At 60.5% G+C, this 16,975-nt stretch carries 15 protein-coding genes and 1 pseudogene; 4 read left to right on the top strand and 12 right to left on the bottom strand.

The genetic code is table 11. From position 1 onward, the window contains the following. Positions 1-23: 23 nt before the first annotated feature. Positions 24-1,424, top strand: coding sequence for an amidase (locus BM190_RS34350; RefSeq protein WP_092261980.1), 1,401 nt, complete (start codon positions 24-26; stop codon positions 1,422-1,424). Continuing rightward, positions 1,421-1,591 carry a hypothetical protein gene (locus BM190_RS40810; RefSeq protein ID WP_018322909.1) on the top strand — a complete coding sequence of 57 codons (171 nt, stop codon included), beginning with the start codon at positions 1,421-1,423 and terminating at the stop codon, positions 1,589-1,591. Before BM190_RS34350 ends, BM190_RS40810 begins: the two co-directional genes overlap by 4 nt. A 519-nt stretch (positions 1,592-2,110) precedes the next feature. Here the strand turns inward: BM190_RS40810 and BM190_RS34345 are convergent. From BM190_RS34345 to BM190_RS34330, 4 genes and pseudogenes are all read right to left on the bottom strand, one after another. Next, positions 2,111-5,206 (bottom strand): annotated as a pseudogene (locus BM190_RS34345) (efflux RND transporter permease subunit); the annotation flags it as partial. Positions 5,207-5,213: 7 nt separating this feature from the next. Next, positions 5,214-6,920, bottom strand: a complete 1,707-nt coding sequence (locus BM190_RS34340; RefSeq protein WP_244550822.1) for an efflux RND transporter periplasmic adaptor subunit — start codon at positions 6,918-6,920, stop codon at positions 5,214-5,216. 49 nt (positions 6,921-6,969) lie between these two features. Then, positions 6,970-7,353, bottom strand: coding sequence for a hypothetical protein (locus BM190_RS34335; protein ID WP_092261979.1), 384 nt, complete (start codon positions 7,351-7,353; stop codon positions 6,970-6,972). 199 nt (positions 7,354-7,552) lie between these two features. Beyond that, positions 7,553-7,819 carry a hypothetical protein gene (locus BM190_RS34330; protein ID WP_018317469.1) on the bottom strand — a complete coding sequence of 89 codons (267 nt, stop codon included), beginning with the start codon at positions 7,817-7,819 and terminating at the stop codon, positions 7,553-7,555. Positions 7,820-8,097: 278 nt separating this feature from the next. Here BM190_RS34330 and BM190_RS34325 point away from each other — a divergent pair, with 278 nt between their 5' ends. After that, entirely contained in the window at positions 8,098-8,514 is a 417-nt protein-coding gene (locus tag BM190_RS34325) for an SRPBCC family protein (RefSeq protein ID WP_092261978.1), read from the top strand. Between the two features lie 187 nt (positions 8,515-8,701). Here the strand turns inward: BM190_RS34325 and BM190_RS34320 are convergent, their stop codons facing one another. After that, positions 8,702-8,998 carry a hypothetical protein gene (locus BM190_RS34320; RefSeq protein ID WP_092261977.1) on the bottom strand — a complete coding sequence of 99 codons (297 nt, stop codon included), beginning with the start codon at positions 8,996-8,998 and terminating at the stop codon, positions 8,702-8,704. A gap of 308 nt (positions 8,999-9,306) precedes the next feature. Next, positions 9,307-9,702, bottom strand: a complete 396-nt coding sequence (locus tag BM190_RS34315; RefSeq protein ID WP_177237470.1) for a cupin domain-containing protein — start codon at positions 9,700-9,702, stop codon at positions 9,307-9,309. Positions 9,703-10,207: 505 nt separating this feature from the next. Here BM190_RS34315 and BM190_RS34310 point away from each other — a divergent pair. Beyond that, positions 10,208-10,450 (top strand): hypothetical protein, encoded by a 243-nt coding sequence (locus BM190_RS34310; RefSeq protein ID WP_051056887.1) that lies wholly within the window; start codon positions 10,208-10,210, stop codon positions 10,448-10,450. Positions 10,451-11,172: 722 nt separating this feature from the next. Here BM190_RS34310 and BM190_RS34300 read toward each other — a convergent pair. The 6 genes from BM190_RS34300 to BM190_RS34275 all read right to left on the bottom strand — a co-directional run. Beyond that, complete coding sequence (locus BM190_RS34300) at positions 11,173-12,240, bottom strand: ABC transporter substrate-binding protein (RefSeq protein WP_244550821.1); 1,068 nt, start codon at positions 12,238-12,240, stop codon at positions 11,173-11,175. 97 nt (positions 12,241-12,337) lie between these two features. Then, on the bottom strand, positions 12,338-13,417 hold the full coding sequence (locus BM190_RS34295; protein WP_092261973.1) for a glycosyltransferase: 1,080 nt from the start codon (positions 13,415-13,417) through the stop codon (positions 12,338-12,340). Positions 13,418-13,884: 467 nt separating this feature from the next. Next, positions 13,885-14,490: a hypothetical protein gene (locus tag BM190_RS34290; RefSeq protein ID WP_092261972.1), complete on the bottom strand. Its 606-nt coding sequence runs from the start codon at positions 14,488-14,490 to the stop codon at positions 13,885-13,887. Positions 14,491-14,853: 363 nt separating this feature from the next. Beyond that, the gene (locus BM190_RS34285; RefSeq protein ID WP_177237469.1) at positions 14,854-15,828 is read right to left on the bottom strand and encodes an ABC transporter substrate-binding protein; all 975 of its coding nucleotides are present in this window, start codon (positions 15,826-15,828) and stop codon (positions 14,854-14,856) included. A 281-nt stretch (positions 15,829-16,109) separates the two neighbouring features. Then, entirely contained in the window at positions 16,110-16,496 is a 387-nt protein-coding gene (locus BM190_RS34280; RefSeq protein WP_092262065.1) for a nuclear transport factor 2 family protein, read from the bottom strand. A 250-nt stretch (positions 16,497-16,746) separates the two neighbouring features. Beyond that, on the bottom strand, positions 16,747-16,975 hold a 229-nt coding region (locus BM190_RS34275; RefSeq protein WP_143109065.1), incomplete at its 5' end, for a transposase.

The following is a 16,975-nucleotide window of genomic DNA, read 5'->3' as shown; positions in this document are numbered from 1 at the left end:
GGTAAACCGCAGAAAGTCGACGCATGAGTCTCAACGCGCTCGGTCTCACGGAAGCTGCGACCGGCATCCGCGATGGCCGCCTCAGTTCGACCGAGCTTGTCGGCGACTGCCTCAGGCGCATCGATGAGGTCGATCGCGATATCCATGCGTGGGCATTCCTCGATCCCGACCACGCGATGCGGCAGGCAGAGGCCGCCGACGATCATCGCAAGCACGGCAAGGCTTTAGGCCCGCTGCATGGCGTGCCCGTCGGCATCAAGGATATCTTCGACACCGGCGACATGCCGACGGAATTCGGCTCAGATTTGTGGGCCGGACGCACGCCGCGCCGCGATGCGGCGGCCGTGGCGCGTCTGCGGGCGGCTGGCGCTGTGATCCTCGGCAAGACGGTGACCACCGAGTACGCGTACTACAATCCCGGCAAGACTCGAAATCCGCACGACACGGCTCACACGCCCGGCGGATCGTCCTCGGGCTCCGCCGCGGCCGTTGCGGCGCTGATGGTGCCAGGTGCCATCGGCTCGCAGACCAACGGCTCGGTAATCCGTCCCGCCGCCTTCTGCGGCGTGGTCGGTTTCAAGCCCACGCACGGCATCATTCCGCGCACCGGCGCGCTTGAATTGTCGCGCACGCTCGATCATGTCGGCGTGTTTGGGCGCAGCGTCGAGGACGTGGCCCTGCTCGCCGAGGCCCTCGCCGGCTTCGACCAGGAGGATCCGGACACCCGGTCTGTTGCGTGTCCGCCATTCTCCACGGTCGCGGCGAGCGAGCCGCCGTTACCGCCGCGATTTGCCTTCGTACGCTCTCCGGTCTGGGATCAGGCCGAGCCGGTGACGCATGATGCCTTTGCCGAGCTCGTCGAGGTTTTGGGTGACGCGTCGAGCGAAGTCGAGCTTGGGCCCAGCTTCGACATGGCCGTCGATATGCACCGCATCATCATGGAAGTCGATATGGCGCACAATCTGCGGCGCGACTACCAGCGGGGCGCCGACAGGCTGAGCACACCGCTGCGTCAGGCGATCGAGCGCGGCCGCACGCATCTCGCGCTGGATTATCGCAACGCACTGTCCGGGATTGCGCCGCTCAATCAGGCGCTGGACCATATCTTTGACGAATATGACGCGATCCTGACGCCCGCAGCGCCGGGCCCGGCGCCCGGAATTGAGACGACGGGCAACCCGATTTTCTGCACGCTTTGGACCTATCTCGGCGTGCCCGCCATCAGCCTGCCGTTGATGAGCTCCGAAACCGGCCTTCCGCTCGGCGTTCAGCTCGTCGGCCGCCGCGACAACGATGCCCGCCTCCTGCGCACGGCGCACTGGCTTGTCAGGACCATCGGACGCACCGGTCGTGGCACTCGGCGCAAAGTCGCGAGCGCCGGGGCGAAATCGGCTCCCGGTGCGGAGAAAAGGAACGTGCGATGACCAATGCGATCACCGGACTCATCGGCCTCGCGCTCGTGGTGACATTTCTTGGAATCCTGGTGGTTTGGATCAAGGCCATCCCGCTCATCATCATTGTTGTCAGCGTCATGATTCTGGCAGTGATCGATTTCGTACGATCCCTGCGGACGAACGGCGGGCTTCGCTGACTGCCGGGCTGGCAAGACCGCCGCGTCTCCATCGATTCACCAGAAATCCAGGCGCTTGCAGGCCATCGGCCTGCATCATGGCCACCTATTGCGCGCCAACTATTCCACGGTGTATCTCGCCGTCAGCGAATGACCGTGCAAACTCGCGGAAAACACCACAATGGCCTTTGGCGACAGCTCGGCCTGCAGCTTTCCCGCCATCAGGTTGGGATTGGCCGGCGCGAGCGGAACGGCGACGGTCTTGCCGCCGTCCTGAATCGTTGCGCGCCCCCGCATGTCCTTGGTCGACAACGGAGAACCATCGTCGTCGCCCACATAAAAGACAATTTCCGTGCCCTTGCGGACAAACTCGATCGGATGTCCTTGCGACTTGACGACGGGACCGCCGTTGCTGCCTTTAGCCTGCGCCGTGGCAGAACTCGGGGCAGCGGCGATCACAGCGATCAGGGCAAGGAACGCATATTTTCTCATCGGTAGCTCCTCGGGGCTTGTGCGGAGTTCGGCTTCCGCGGGGGTGAAGGTTGCGGCATGTCCGGCCGCCAGGCGGTCCAACGGCGGCTGGCCGAACATCAGAAACAAAATTGGGGTCACGATGGTGTCGAGGATCGTGGCGCTGAGCAGGCCGCCGAAGATCGTCACGGCCACGGGGTGCAGGATTTCCCTGCCCGGTTGATCCGCGCCGATCAAAAGCGGCGTCAGGGCAAGTCCTGCGCAGAGCGCCGTCATCAGAACGGGGCTGAGGCGCTCCATGCTGCCACGAACGACAAGCCCGGTCCCGAAACGCTCCCCCTCATGAATGGCGAGATTGATGTAGTGCGAGATCTTCAGGATCCCATTACGCGCCGAAATGCCGGCAAGCGTGATGAAGCCGATCATCGACGCAACCGACAAGGGTTGGCCGAAGATCTTCAGCGCCGCAACGCTGCCGATCAGGGCGAGCGGTATGCCGCCCATGATGATCAGCGACAGCGCGGTTGATCGGTAACGACTGTAGAGGACGATGAAGATCAGGGTCAGGGATGCCAGCGACAGAATGCCGATGCGCCACGAGGCCTGCTGCTGGGCTTGAAAGGCACCTTCGAGGTTGGTGGTGTAGCCTTGCGGAAAATCGAGTTCCCGAACCGCCTTCTGGATGTCGGCAGCGATTTCGGCGATGTCGCGGCGCCCGTCCCCGTTGCCATAGACGACGATCCTGCGCTGGGTCCCCTCCCGCTGAATCTGGTTCGGTCCATCTGTCTCGACGACTTCAGCCAAAGCGCTCAGCGGAACGAATTCCAGGCCCGTCGGAATGAGCAGGTTTTGCAGCCCCGTTGTCGAACGGTCTTGCTCCGACAGGCGCATGACGACGTCGAAGCGGCGGTTACCATCGACGATCTGGGAGACCTTCCGGCCATTGGAAAGCGTGTCGAGTGCCTGGGTGATCGCGGCCGGCGTTAGGCCATGAAGTGCGGCGCGAGCATGGTCGACCTGAACCCGCACCTGCGGAATGAGCACCTGCTTTTCGACCTGGAGATCGACCAGACCGGGGATCGTCGATAGACGTTGCCGCACGGTTTCGGACAGGCGGCGCAACATCTCGATGTCCTGTCCAAAGATCTTGAGCACGATCTGGGCACGAATACCCGACTGGAGATGATCCAGGCGGTGGCTGATCGGCTGTCCGATGGTGACCGCCGCCGGCAGCGCGGACAGGGCCTCTCGGATGCTCGCATAAATGTCCACCTTCTGCCGGCCGGACGAAACGAGATCGACATCGATCTCGCTGTAGTGCACGCCTTCGGCGTGCTCATCGAGCTCCGCGCGGCCGGTGCGGCGCCCGACCGATTTCACCTCGGGCACCTTTGCGAGCAACTGCTCCGCCAGGAGTCCAAGACGGTTCGACTCCGCGAGCGAGATTCCCGGATTGTATTGCAGCGACAGCACCAGCGTCCCTTCATTGAAGGGGGGAAGAAAACTGCGGGGCATCTGGCTCGCGGCGTAGCCTGCCACGACGACCGCCGCCGCGACTGAGCTCAGCACGAGACCCGGCCGCTCGAAAGCCCATCCGAGCACCAGCCGATTGGCCTGCTTCAGCCTGGTGACAACAAGGCTTTCGCCGTCGCCTGAATCGGTCCGCCCCGAAAGCAGATAGTAGGACAGAACCGGCGTCACCGTGATCGACGTCAGCAGCGAAGCGAGGATCGAGACCACATAGGCCACACCAAGCGGCGTGAACAGCCGTCCTTCGATGCCCGGCAGGGCGAATAGCGGCACAAAGACGAGAACGATGATCATCGTTGCATAGACGATGCTGGAACGAACCTCCTGGCTCGCCCCGGAGATCACGTCCAGAACATGACGCGGCGTGCTCGACGCGGCGTTCTCCCGCAAGCGCCGCAGGATGTTTTCAACATCCACCACGGCATCGTCGACCAGTTCGCCGATGGCGATGGCAAGTCCACCCAGCGTCATCGTGTTGATCGTGAGGCCCAAGGCGCGGAACACCAGGACCGTCACGAGGATCGATATTGGAATGGCCGTCAGCGAAACCAACGCGGCGCGTCCGTTCATCAGGAAGACGAACAGGACCATGGCGACCACGATGGCGGCCTCGACCAGAACGCGCTCAACGTTGCTTATCGATGTCTCGATGAAGGTGGCCTGGCGGAATTGCACGTTGGTGACGTTAATCCCACTGCGCATGGTGCGTTGCAGGTCCCTGAGCACGGCTTCAATGTTGCGCGTCAATGCCACGGTATCCGCGGCTGGCTGCTTCATGACGCTGACGATGACGGCGGGCTTGCCATTGTAGCCGGCGTCGCCCCGCTTGGTGCGCGCGGCGAAATCAACGGCGGAGACCTGCTTCAGCAGGATCGGTTGCCGGTCGCGGGTGGCAACGACGGTGTTGCCGAGGTCCTCGATTTTCCTGGTGAGTCCGACATTGCGGATCAAATATTCGCGGCCATGCTGGTCAACAAAGCCGCCGCCGCTGTTGGTGCCGAACTTTGCGACCGCCTGCTCGATCTGGTCGTGAGTGACGCCGAGCGCCTGCATCGTCGCAACGTTCGGCGTCACCCGGTATTGCCGGACCTCGCCGCCGATGGGTATCACCTGGGCGACACCGGGAATGGCAAGGAGCTGCGGCCTGACGACGAAGTCGGCGATCTCGCGCACTTCCATGGGCGAAGCTGTGCCATCGCTCGTCAGCGCGATGAGCATGATCTCGCCCATGATCGACGTCACCGGCCCCATCTGGGGATTGACCGAAGAGGGCAATTGTTCGCGGATCAGCGCCAGCCGCTCCGAGACGAATTGCCGGGCGCGGTAAACGTCGATACCCCAGTCGAATTCGACGTAAACAACCGACAGACCAACACCCGAGACCGAGCGCACCCGGATCACGCCGGGCATGCCGTTCATCGACGTCTCGATCGGGAACGTCACCAGCTGTTCGACCTCCTGGGGCGCCAGTCCCTCTGCCTCGGTCAGGATGTTGACGGTCGGGCGGTTGATATCCGGCAGGACGTCAACAGAAATGCTAGGCAGGACAAACAGGCCGTAGCCGACCAGCACGGCGGCTACTGCCAGCACGAAAAGGCGATTGCGCAGACTTGCTTGCACGATGAGCTTGAACATGAGCGGTCTACCGGATCTGGTTGATGAGGTCGGTGCCGCGAACGACGATGCGCTCGCCCTCGTTGATACCGACCGCCACAATCACGTGGGCCGCGTCGACCGGCAGCACGCGAACGGGCTTCGGCTCGAAGCGCTCGGGTCCGGAGTGCAGCCAGACGATATTCTCGCCGTTACCGCTCCGAACGACGGCATTGCGCGGAAAGAGCAGGCCCGTTACGGGTGCGCCGGTCTGGACCATCACATTGAGCGGCTGACCGATATTGAGGCCCGTTGGCGGCTCTGGCATCGCAAACTGAACGACGGATGCATGCTGGCGCAAAGCCCGGCTGGTTCCGATGAAGGTCAGCACAATCTGCTGCCCATTTGGGGCCATCGCCGTTGCGGTTTCCGGCTGCTTCAAGCCGATATCGTCATAGGCCAATGCCTCGACCCAAAGGCTGCTTGGGTCCGCGATCTGAAACAGGATGTCTTGCGGCTGAATGACCTGGCCCGGCACGACTTTCGCGGACGTGATGATGCCGTCGGTTGATGCCCGCAGCTCCTCGAAGCCGGTGCGGGAATTTCGGACCGTTTCGCGGCGCGCCCGCAGACCCTCCAATTCACTTTCGAGGTCGTTGACCTGCCCTTGCGGTACCGCGCCGCGTTCGGCCAACGGCCTCAGCCGTCGCAGCTTGTTTTCCGTGACCGCCGTCAACTGTTCGATCTCACCCACCTTCTCGAGGATCGTGGTGCGGTCTGCGACCGGCAGATGCGGCTCGATCTGGATGAGCAGATCGCCCTTGCGAACGGTCTGTCCAATGCGAGGTATGCCTCCATTGCTCGGTACGACGCGGCCCCCGTAGACGCTCTGCACGATGCTGCTCCGGTTGGGGTCGGCCATGACGCGGCCGATCAACGTAACTGCGGGATGAATCGTCTGCGGCTCGGCTGCGGCGGTCCGTACATCGAGTAACCGCTGCGTCGGCTTGGCCGCGAAGACGGTGCCGTCTTGCAGGCGCCGCGGCGCATCGCTCAGTGCGGGAGCATCCGGCGGATTCGGTGGCGTTGGGTTCGTCCGGCCCTCGCCGAACATGATGGCAGCCAGAATGACGAGCGCCCCTGCCATCGCAGCGGAAATGGAGGCGGCCATGCTGCGGCCACGTCGCCTCCGATAGGCGAAGAGAAGGCCGAGACCCAAGGCAGCTAGCGCGGAGGCAGCGATGGCAGTTCGGCTTGAGAAAAGCCAGCCACGCTCATGCTTCTGTTCCGGGAGTCGGGCATCGCCGGCACGCGTCGGTATGAAGGAGTCGACCAGCAGATCATTCCCCTTCCTGGCGCTAACCGAGAAGATGACTTCAACCGATCCAGGCGGTGTGCCATTCGGGATCGTCGCCGTGTAGACACCCTCTCCGTTGCTCGGAGCCTCGATTGGGGCGGAATCGCCGATCGTGACTTGCAACCCAGCATCCGAAACCGGTTCGTTCGTAACTGCATCGTCAATGAAAACGGAAAGCTTGCCGTCTTTCACGATGCCGACGATCTCATAAAGCTCGGAGCGCGCGGCAACCCTCGGATAGGCTGATGAGACAGCCGCCGGTTTGTCAGCATCGCCGTGATCGTGCCCCTCATGGGCAAAGGCGCCTGATAGACCAAAGAACAGGCTTGCCAACCAGCCAAGACCGGACAGCCAAAGAGTTGTTGGCCGCCCTTTCGGGCAGCGCTGATTCATGAACATGGAAAGATCCTTCAGACATGCAAAAGGCGGCGGCCGAAGGCCGCCGGGATCACGCGATGCTGAAGGTACTTGGTGGCCGGATGAGTGCCTCGGGACTTACCCCGATAATGACCCGCGCAACCGGCAGTTCGACAGCGCCGAGCACTTCAAAGGAACCGAGCAGGTCGATGAGTTGCGGTGAGGCGATGGAGGTGCCAAACATGTCCCAAACCACGCCTGGAGCGCCCTCGTCGTCGTGATCGGGCCCATCATGAACGTGGCCTTCGGCGTCGTCACCGCCATGGGAATGCACATGGCCCGCCAGCTGATCGTGAAAATGCAGGGAACCACTTAACGTGACCGAAGGTGCAGGCATCGCGCCAACGGCCGCCTGCACCTGCGAAACCGAGATCAGGGTCACCTGAATCACAAAGGCCCATATCGCCACGAACATGGCCGTTCTGGCGAGTTGACGAAGTCGTTGGACAACACCGTGCTGCACGGCAAAGACCTAGGCCATCCGCGCCGCGATTTCAAGGCGACGGTGCGCGCGCATCGTCCATCGGCGAGAGCTTGCCGGCGTCTCGGTCCATCATCTCTCGGCTCAATCCGAGGCCGCCAGCGCCGCGTGCGGCCAGAAGCGGCCTCGAACATCACTCGGCCGATTTGTCTTGCTTGTGCCGGAAGGGATCGGCGCTGTCATCGTGACCGCTGCGGCTGCTGAAGAACATCAGCGCCATCAGTCCGCATCCGATCAGCAAGGAGAAAAATGTGCCAAGGCCTAGCGCGATCCAGCCGTGCCTGCCGATCTCGACCCCGCTGCTGGCATTCCATACCGAAACGGCCCAGACACCGGTCAAGATCAGGATCATGGCCAAAACGGCGAGCAGGAGGATCTGGCCCTTGCTGATGCGTTCCATGGTCACGCCTCCTGGTGCTTGGCGGACCAACAAGCTGCGCCGGAGGCCGTTCCTCGACCGTCGAGAGCAATTACCGTTTCAGGCATCGGTCGCGGATGGCCCAAAGGCGTTCTGGTGACACCCCTTTCTTTTTTACGCATTAACGGCGCGACCATGTCGGCAGGGACCAGTCTCGATCGTCCTCCGGTGGACACTGCTCGGAAGGGCCGTGTATGGACCCGTGCACGTGAAGTGATGTCATCACCTCAAGCCGTCAAAACGAACCTGGAGCAATGCCCATGAGAATTACCGTCGAGACCAACGTAGCCGCCCCCGTCGATCAGGTCTGGCGTGCCTATACGACACCTTCCGACATCGTGAAGTGGAACGCCGCCTCCGACGACTGGCATACGACCAGGGCTACGGTCGACCTGCGTGACGGCGGCGCCTTCTCGTCGCGCATGGAAGCCAAGGACGGCAGCATGGGTTTCGACTTCGCCGGCACCTACACGAAGATCGTTGAACACAAGCGGATCGAATACGCGTTCGGCGATCGAAAGGCCGAAGTCGAGTTCGTGCCCGGCCCAAAAGCCGTTGTCGTCCGCGTCGTCTTCGACAGCGAACCGACGCACTCGGTCGAGCAGCAGCAAGGCGGTTGGCAGGCGATCCTCGACAGCTTCGCACGATATGTGGAGGCAAAACAGAATAAGTCGTGACGCCGTGTGTAGCAGGAGATGGAGATCCTGACAGGCGTGGTCGGAATTCCGCGGGGTACCAGACGGAAACTGAATGGTCCGCCCTGGGGGCGCTTGCTGACATCCGACAGGCGGCGACCGAGGTCAGCCACGGGCCAAAACCGGACATCAACAGGACGATGCCAAGGTCATGGCAGCTTGTCGGCGGTCAATCAATCCAGCCAATGATGCCAAGAAACCAACCACCAAAGAAAGAGGTGATAAGCAGGAGAAGCATGAGGAGATAGTCCGTTTCGAGGGGACCGGATTCTTGCCAGCCTCGAACATAGTGAAGTCCAAGCAGCCGCAGTGCGCAAATTCCTGCGCACATAGCGGGCCACATCGCCGCACGCCGCTGCTGACGGTCGAGCCGTCCCTGAAGGTTTCGTGGTAGAGATCCAGCTCGACGGTACGCCACTGCGGCACTCAAGACGACCACCATCAGGCAAGCAGTGAGGAAGTACATGGCCACAATCCTTTGCTCCCTAGTTTGTACTGGCTAGGCTAGAGAAGGGCTTGCCGAGCAGATCGAAGTTTATCGATTGCGATATTGGTTCCCTAACTGGGCGCGATGCGCACGAAGTCTGCTGAGGGTCAAAAGCTGCCGTGGCGCACCATGTTGCGATTGGTCCGCTGAGGGTCAAAGCGGAAGTCGCCACTGGTCGGTCGTCGCAGCCCCGCGAGCGCTGGCTGCGACGATCTTTCGGGCAGCCCAAATTTCCGCAATCCTCCGTATCGGCGAATATCAATCCCCGACCCTGGAAGCGCGGATGATCATGCCGGTAGCAGGTCGATAATGCGCATGATCGCGACAGTTGAACCGACATTCTCGAGATCTTCGCCGATGCCTTTCTTGCAAGTCCAAACATCACCCTTCTTCGCAACAAATTCCATGCCGTCGGTTTGTTTCACCCGGAGTTCGCCCTCGGGCACGTGGCAAACCATGTCATTGGGCATGGACGGGTTGGAAGTCTTCGCACCTGGCTGATAAACGACATCGCGCATTGAGACTGTTTTGTAGCCCGGGATCATCGACTCGCGTTTACCCCAAGGTTGGATGCTTACGCCTTGTGGTGGCTTAGTTTGTGCGGAGGCTGATGTTCCCGCCGCGAGCACCGCAGCGGTTGCAAAACCCAGTGATAGCGCTGATCTTCTGTTGATCTTCGTCATCGCTGCTCCTTTGGGCGTTTCGGCCCGCAGGCCTATCCTTAGGGCCTTGGTGTGCAAACTACACTGGATGTTCAGCCGAAGCGCAACCAAAGACTTGCAGGCGGGTGGCTAGCGCAAACTAATGCCCGTTTAGGGTCAGAAGCTGCCATCACGCAACATGCCGAGATTGGTCAGCTAAGGGCCAACAGCGGAAGCCGCGCTCATTCGATCATCTCGTTGCGCAGATAAGTCCTTGGCTCAGATTTCAGTTCGGCAGCCCGGGGCAATGTGCCAGCACGCCGGTTGATGGAAACTCGGCGCAGCGGAGTTGATACCGCACGGGATCACCACAGTGGTACCCTGACCTTCCGCCGCCACTGTGGGACCAAGTCGCTCGGGCGGGGGTCGCATGGTGGTCGGCGCACGAGACGGAAAGTTCCACTCCGGCGGCCTGCCTGTGACTGCGTCCGTATAGGCAAATCGCGGAGCGACGCTCCGACGTCGGCTTTCGGGGAGCACACGCGTCATGGATGAAATCCTGCGTTGGGTGGCGACAGTCGGCACGATCGGCGCCGGGCTGATCCTAGCTGCCCGGGCGCGGCCACTCATTACCGGCTGGGCCTTCGTCGTACTGAGCGGTGCATCGGTGATCTGGATCGTCGTCGGCTATCTAACGGCGGAATATGCGCTGATGGTGCAAAACGTCGTGGTGACACTTATCAACGTGTTCGGCGTCTACCGATGGCTGATCTGGAAAGGAAATGTATGAAAGCGTTCTGCCTGCGCGCTCTGCCGCCCTCGCGCGCACAGGTCAAGCTTAGCTCGGCGGCCTCTGTCCGGTCTTACTTCACGTCCATTGGGAGATTTGCGGGTTAGCGCCAATAACCTACCAGCGCGCGCCACTCGAATATGAGGACTATGCTGCCGACCAGCACGGTCCCGACCCCGAACATTATCAAAATCATTTGGAGCATCGAAACACCGCGTGCTCTGTCAATGCCGCTAAGTATCAAATTGGACGGTTTTCCCGAAACCCTTACTTGGGTGGCTGCAAGCCCGGCGAGGTCAACCAATCGCTTAGATGCGCGCCGGTCTCAGCAATCCTGGCTCGCTTAAGCAAGCCCTCACGTTCCGCACCAGCGGGCAAGTGGCTGGGCCCGCTCTTGAGCGTAATGGCCTGTTCGGCCATTCGTTCTTCAAGGGAGCGGGTTTGCTTCACTCTTTTGCGGCGATCTCCCATGGCGCGGCTCCTCGAAAAGTTTCCGACCACTCCAAACTGGAAAAGGTAAGATCGGTTCCCCTACCGGGTAAGCCTAGTCCATCGGATATACAAATTGAGAACGGCAGTAAGTCCGATATGGGTCAAAAGCTGCCCTCGGCAGTCAGCATGACCTTGGTCAGGTCATCTCTGGGAAGCTGACATCGCCGCTCTCAGGGCTGAAGTCAGCCAAGGGCCAAAATCGGACTCATGCATCGCAGCAAATACCATCTCTATTCGATCACCTCATCGGCACGAACGAGTAACGAGGGCGGCACAGTGAGGTCGAGCGCTTTGGCCGTTTTCATGTTGATGACTAGCTCGAACTTGGTCGGCTGCTCTACCGGCAGATCGGCAGGCTTGGTGCCCTTGAGGATCTTATCGACGTAGCCGCCTGCACGGCGGAATAGATCGGCTATATCGGGGCCATAGACGACCAATCCGCCATCGGCGAATTGTCGGAAGAAGTAAATCGCGGGCAAATGGTACTCCGCCGCGAGCCCGACAACTCGTGGGGCTTGGCGAATGGTCAGAATGTCGCCAAAAACAATCATTGCATCGGCGCGCTGGGCAGCTGCTGAAGCAAAGGCGGTGTCGAGTTCCTCGGTCTTAGTCGCCTCGACTATAGACAGAGCGACCCCGCGCTTCCGGGCTGTGCTTGGTACCTCCTCAGCTAACAGCAGCCTGTGCATTGGGTTGTCGCGATTGACTAAGAGCGCAATTTTTGCGGCATGGGGTATCAGTTCGCGGAGGATTTCGATTTGTTTTCCAAACCAATCTCCCGGAACCCACGAGGTAAGACCGGTCATGTTGCCGCCTGGGCGCGAGAGGCTTTGAACCAGGCCAAGTCCAACGGGATCGGCAACGACCACGAAGACAATCGGAATGGTGGCCGATTTCAGGGCGGAGGCTGCTTGCGGCCCGGCGGCGACTATCAGATCGGGAGCTAGGGCTACCAACTCCGCAGCAAAGGTTTGCAAGCGATCCGAGGGGTCTGCATAATTACGATATTCGATGAGCAGGTTCTTGCCCTCGATCCAACCCCTTTCGCGTAAGCCGGCGCGCCACGCTTCGCGAGCTATCGGATCTAAGAAACCGAAGAAACCGATTCGGCGAGGCATTCCTTGCGCCCGCAACCGCCGTGGCGAAACGACCAGCGCCGCAGCAGTCGCCATGAACTCCCGCCGCTTCATTCGATCCTCATCGCAGCTGGGGGAAAGGTGCAGAGTATCAGGTGTCAATGGTCGTCGCACTTGCTGCGAATGCAACTGCCGCGTCGCAAATGCGGCGAGATGGCGCATGCCCGCTTCGGGTCACAAGCGGGCAAATCGGCGGATGTCTCGACAGGTCAGCTTTGGGGTCAAAAGCGAATATGACGGCCCAGTCGCTATAGCAGCCTCAGCGGCGCTGAATCTGGAAGATTGACCTAAACCACTCAACTGAAGGCCGCACCAGCAGCCATCCTCGCAACCCAAGAGCCTTCTTGCAGGCGAGAAACCACCACCGCCGCGTTCGTTGAACGCTCGGATCGATACTCACCGCAAGCTTAGAAAGGCGTACTGAGCTTTCCATCGCTCCTTCATTGAAGGCGGCGCTTGCGCAGCCGATCGCTTCAAGAGCAGACATGTGGATCAACCAGGCACGAAGATCATCAGCGTTCGTCAACCTGGCGGCGCAACTATTCAGGAAGTGATCTATCGCCGCCTTGCGTTGGAGCAGGTCTTGCTCCCGCGAAGGCTCGCTTGACATATTGGCCGAGTGCGATCGATACACAGCTTGATCAGCAGCAATGACCCCCACGTCGCCATGTGCGGCGAGCCGTAACCACATCTCCATGTCAGAGGCGTAGGGCAAGTCAGCCAAATACCCGCCTACTCTTTTCTGCAGGCTCGTGCGGACCACTACGGTGGGTGACAGCACGATATTTCTTGCGCCGCTAAGCGCAATGAAATCAAGTCCGGACAAAACGTGGGTTCTGGATCCCACTCCTGTTCTATGGCGCGAACGCTCCCCCCGTTGATCCACGACAACCGCGCCTCCGAAGGTGAAAGCGACAGAAGGATGATCGTCCATCAGATCCGCCGATCTGTTGAGGGCACCGGGCAGCAGGTAATCGTCCGCAGACAACAAAAGCATGTAGTTGGCCTTCACCCAGGCGATGCCTTCGTTGGCGGTAGCGATGAGACCTTGATTCGAGGTGTGCCTGCGGTAATTGACGCGGAGATCGGAGCCAACCAACTCTTTCGCAACTTCCGCAGTATTGTCGGGCGACGCATCATCGATGATGAGCACGCGCAATTCGGGACCGGATTGCGTCAAAACGCTCTCGACGCACTCTCGCAGGAAGTGCCCGTACCGGAAGCAGGGAACAACGACGTCTACGGAGCTCATTTTGTCGGATTCCAGCGACTTACAAAAAGCGTCGAGATCTATCTGTTCAACAAAATACGGATTGAATGGGTTCCTGTCGGCTTCCATGGCCGGTAGTTCATCGGCTCCTTTCAACGCTGCCGATCAAATCCGCTCCTTAACTCCCCGAGTCCGCAACGGGTCAAAAGCTGCGCTCGGCAGTCAGCATGACCTTGGTCAGGTCATCTCTGGGAAGCGGACATCGCCGCGCTCTGGGCTGAGGTCGCCCACGGGCCAATCACGTCGTTTTGGACCGCTCTAGGCAGGTCCGATCTACCCTTCAAAGGCGACATGAGGCGACAGGCGGATTCAGTCGCATCCGCAAACGTCGAACTATTGGCCCCGGCTGCTCATCACCTTGGGTCAGTTCGGGCACAGCTTCGAGGGCATCGTAGCCAAAGTGGATGACCAAGTGCCCTTGGCTTGCTTTCGCCGAAAGGTGGTGGTGAAGCTGGGTTATGTGATGGGGATCCTGCGCGAGCGGGCCTGGCTCGCTCGCATCACGCTGTGAAGCATGAACGCTGCTAGCAGCCACTTCAATTCGTCGTGGTCTTGCCGCCGCGCATGGACACGAGCTTTTCCTCACGAAATCGGAGAATGAGCCATGCGGTCTCATCGAAACCGTCTGCGAGCTTTCCTTCGTGAGAATACACCATCTGAGCAGCTTTCGACTTCGACGGCGGTCCCAGCGCCGTGACTACCTCCGAACGCGACATACCTAAATGCAGCTTGCCGTCGAAGACGAGGGGCGCGAACTTTTCCGGAATGATGGCGCAATCGGTCGAGGTTTCGGCGTCTTTCTCGGTGAGCTCTTCAACGATCTCTGTGACGAGATGGTCCGGGCCGCCCATCTCTCCGCTGGACACGACCCACAATCGATGCTGCGCGCGTCTATAACACAGCCAATAGATGCTATCTCCAGCGTGGCCCTGGTGTTGGATGGTCCCTTCGCCCACGGCTTCGCGGACCGCGCCGAGCGGCGTCTCCTCGAAGCGGCCGGCGAATGCGCCCAGCGAAAAGCGGGTCGCCAATCTCTTCACGACCGTCGGCGACACGCGCTCGAACGCATGTTCGTCGACTCGCGGCGGCGGTGTCTGCGCGGAGCAATCGTCCGCGGGGATCGCGAAAAGGAGAAGCAGCAAGAAGAGCGTCTTTCGACCATCAACTCCGAATTGCCTTACATTGAAGGCTGAGCGCTTCTGCCTGGCTCGATTGCTCATCATTTTGGGCTCAAAGCGTTCTTCACTCGCCCGATCGCTTCTGGGGCGTCGGGAGCGGCCGGGGATAGTCTATCGCTATTTTCCCGACCCCCCTTCCGACCCTTGGTCGGGGACACAATTCAAATGGTTCATCCACGAACTCGGTCAGCTTCCGGTCCGGGTCAAAAGCTGCCCTCGGCAGTCAGCATGACCTTGGGCAGGTCATATCTGGGAAGCGGACATCGCCGCTCTCAGGGCTGAAGTCAGCCAAGGGCCAGGAACGGACTCATGCACCGCCGCAATTATCTATTCGATCACCTCGTCGGCACCGGCGAGCAGCGTGATTGGAATGTCGAGACCGAGCGCCTTAGCGGTCTTGAGGTTGATATTCAGGGTCACGTCCGTCGTCTGCTGGACGGGAAGCTCCGCCGGACGTGCCCCTTTCAGAATGCGATCAACATAGCCTGCGGCGCGTTGCCATAGTTTGAAAAGGTTGGCCGAGTACGACATCAGTCCTCCTCTCTGAGTCGAGTCGCGGAATGGATAGATCGCCGGCATTCGCCGCTCTGCGGTGAGCGCGATCAGCCGGGGAACGAGGGGTATCAGCGATGGATCGTCGGTGACGACGAGGCCGTCGAGGCCGTTCTCTCCCAGAGCGGCGAAGCTGTTATCGATTTCCGCGAGCCGCACCGAGAGGGCAGTCAACTCGAGACCGAGCCCGGGTGCCGCTCTTTGCATGAGTTCGACTTGGTTGGCAGTCGTCGGATTGTCAGGATTCCACAACACGGCGACACGATGCACTTTCGGTGCCGCCTCCTTCAGCAGCTCCAGCCACTTGACGCCGTAATCGCCGGAGAGCTGCGACAGCCCGGTGATGTTGCCGCCTGGCCGGGCGAGGCTTGCCACAAGACCGGCTCTGACGGGATCTCCGCTCATGCAGACGATCGGCACCGTGGATGTTGCACGTTGCGCGGCCTGCGAAGCGGGTGTGCCTGGAGTCACGAGTACATCAACGTTGAGCGAGAGTAGTTCAGCGATCAGCACAGGAACGCGCTCCGGCTTGCCCTCGGCATAGCGTTCTTCGAGCAGCAGGTTGCGCCCCACTACATATCCCAGGTCCGCAAGTCCCTGACGGAATCCGGTCTGGTAGTACACGTCCGTCCCGCGAACGCCGCTCCAGACGTAGCCGACCCGCGGCACCACAGGTTGCTGCGCTTGGGCTGCGAGGGGCAAGGCTACCATCGCAGCGCCGAGAAGCGTGATAAAATCGCGGCGTTTCATTGAGCCATCTCGCGGTGCGCTATCGCTACAATATGCGCCCGCAACTTGGAAAAAGGCAGATCTCGGCGACGAGTCCCGCATGGAACTGACATTCACGTTGGGGGCGGATTTCGTTGAACGGCGAGCCTCTTGAGTAGAGGCGGCGCAGTCCCCGATGTCCGGGGTGGGTCATTCGCGTCGATCTTGCCCTTGCGTGATCAGGTTCGGTTTACCCCCGCGAACTGACCGATGAACGAATGCCGAATTTCGTCTGTATGGGTCATACTTGGACTCTTGCATCGCTAGGCTGACGAAGGGCCCTCAACAATCTTCCAATAGGAGTCCTTGCGGATCACCTCGCCCGCGCGAAACGTGTAAAAGTCACATCCTCGGACCTCGATCGCTTTTCCTTCGCGTGTAGTGCCCGTTAGTGTCCATTTTGAAATGCCCGTGTTTGCCATCGCATCCACAAAGTGTTCGACGTCGCCGTAGTGAACGTCCGGCAGGCCTTCAAAGCGCGTCGCGAGCCCGTCTCGTACTTTGCGTTTCCCCTCAAAGCGCGAGCCCCATGGCTCGGCTCCCCTCGGCATCTCCAAGACACAATCGTTAGCAAAGAAGTCCATGATGGAATCCAGGTCGTGCGCGTTGAACGCTTCGCACAGCAACGTTAATTTCGATCGAATGTCCATCCTTCCCTCCCTCATCTCGAAGTGGATACAATAGCATAAGGACACACGCGCGAGCTGAGGGGATCGATTATACGTCTGGTCGATGTCGCCTTCGGGTCAAAAGCTGCCGTGGCGCGCCATGCTGCGATTGGTCCGCTGAGGGCCGATTTTGTTGCAAAAGTCGGCTGTAACCGACGGATGCCTTTCGGCCATTCGGTATGGCCGACCGGCTTTGATCCGCCGACCCTAATGCTCTCACGCAACTCCTACGCTACGCAATGCGCAAAGTATGAGAGGGTGGTGGTCGCGCAACGAACGACGCGAGGCGCCTCAGATTTTGAGCGATGGCGGCCAGAACAAACTCGTCCTGGGCGCCCCGTGGGCCACGAAGCCGAAGTCGACCAAGCCTCAGGATGCGCTTCAAGTGTGCAAACTGCATCTCGACCTTCTTGCGCTGACGTCGCGACGCCTCGAAGCCCTCGGTGCCAGCGAACGACCGT

It is taken from the genome of Bradyrhizobium sp. Rc3b (assembly GCF_900114915.1).
Classification (GTDB): Bacteria; Pseudomonadota; Alphaproteobacteria; order Rhizobiales; family Xanthobacteraceae; genus Bradyrhizobium.
Note: the sequence above shows the minus strand (reverse complement) of the source record. Positions and strands in the feature narration are given on the sequence as shown.

What these genes read in the sequence shown, in the direction of transcription:
- BM190_RS34335 (WP_092261979.1), bottom strand. Translation starts at nt 7,353, where the DNA reads ATGTTCGTGGCGATATGGGCCTTTGTGATTCAGGTGACCCTGATCTCG.
- BM190_RS40810 (WP_018322909.1), top strand. Translation starts at nt 1,421, where the DNA reads ATGACCAATGCGATCACCGGACTCATCGGCCTCGCGCTCGTGGTGACA.
- BM190_RS34330 (WP_018317469.1), bottom strand. Translation starts at nt 7,819, where the DNA reads ATGGAACGCATCAGCAAGGGCCAGATCCTCCTGCTCGCCGTTTTGGCC.
- BM190_RS34315 (WP_177237470.1), bottom strand. Translation starts at nt 9,702, where the DNA reads ATGACGAAGATCAACAGAAGATCAGCGCTATCACTGGGTTTTGCAACC.
- BM190_RS34295 (WP_092261973.1), bottom strand. Translation starts at nt 13,417, where the DNA reads ATGGAAGCCGACAGGAACCCATTCAATCCGTATTTTGTTGAACAGATA.
- BM190_RS34300 (WP_244550821.1), bottom strand. Translation starts at nt 12,240, where the DNA reads ATGCGCCATCTCGCCGCATTTGCGACGCGGCAGTTGCATTCGCAGCAA.
- BM190_RS34320 (WP_092261977.1), bottom strand. Translation starts at nt 8,998, where the DNA reads ATGTACTTCCTCACTGCTTGCCTGATGGTGGTCGTCTTGAGTGCCGCA.
- BM190_RS34340 (WP_244550822.1), bottom strand. Translation starts at nt 6,920, where the DNA reads ATGTTCATGAATCAGCGCTGCCCGAAAGGGCGGCCAACAACTCTTTGG.
- BM190_RS34285 (WP_177237469.1), bottom strand. Translation starts at nt 15,828, where the DNA reads ATGAAACGCCGCGATTTTATCACGCTTCTCGGCGCTGCGATGGTAGCC.
- BM190_RS34280 (WP_092262065.1), bottom strand. Translation starts at nt 16,496, where the DNA reads ATGGACATTCGATCGAAATTAACGTTGCTGTGCGAAGCGTTCAACGCG.
- BM190_RS34350 (WP_092261980.1), top strand. Translation starts at nt 24, where the DNA reads ATGAGTCTCAACGCGCTCGGTCTCACGGAAGCTGCGACCGGCATCCGC.
- BM190_RS34325 (WP_092261978.1), top strand. Translation starts at nt 8,098, where the DNA reads ATGAGAATTACCGTCGAGACCAACGTAGCCGCCCCCGTCGATCAGGTC.
- BM190_RS34310 (WP_051056887.1), top strand. Translation starts at nt 10,208, where the DNA reads ATGGATGAAATCCTGCGTTGGGTGGCGACAGTCGGCACGATCGGCGCC.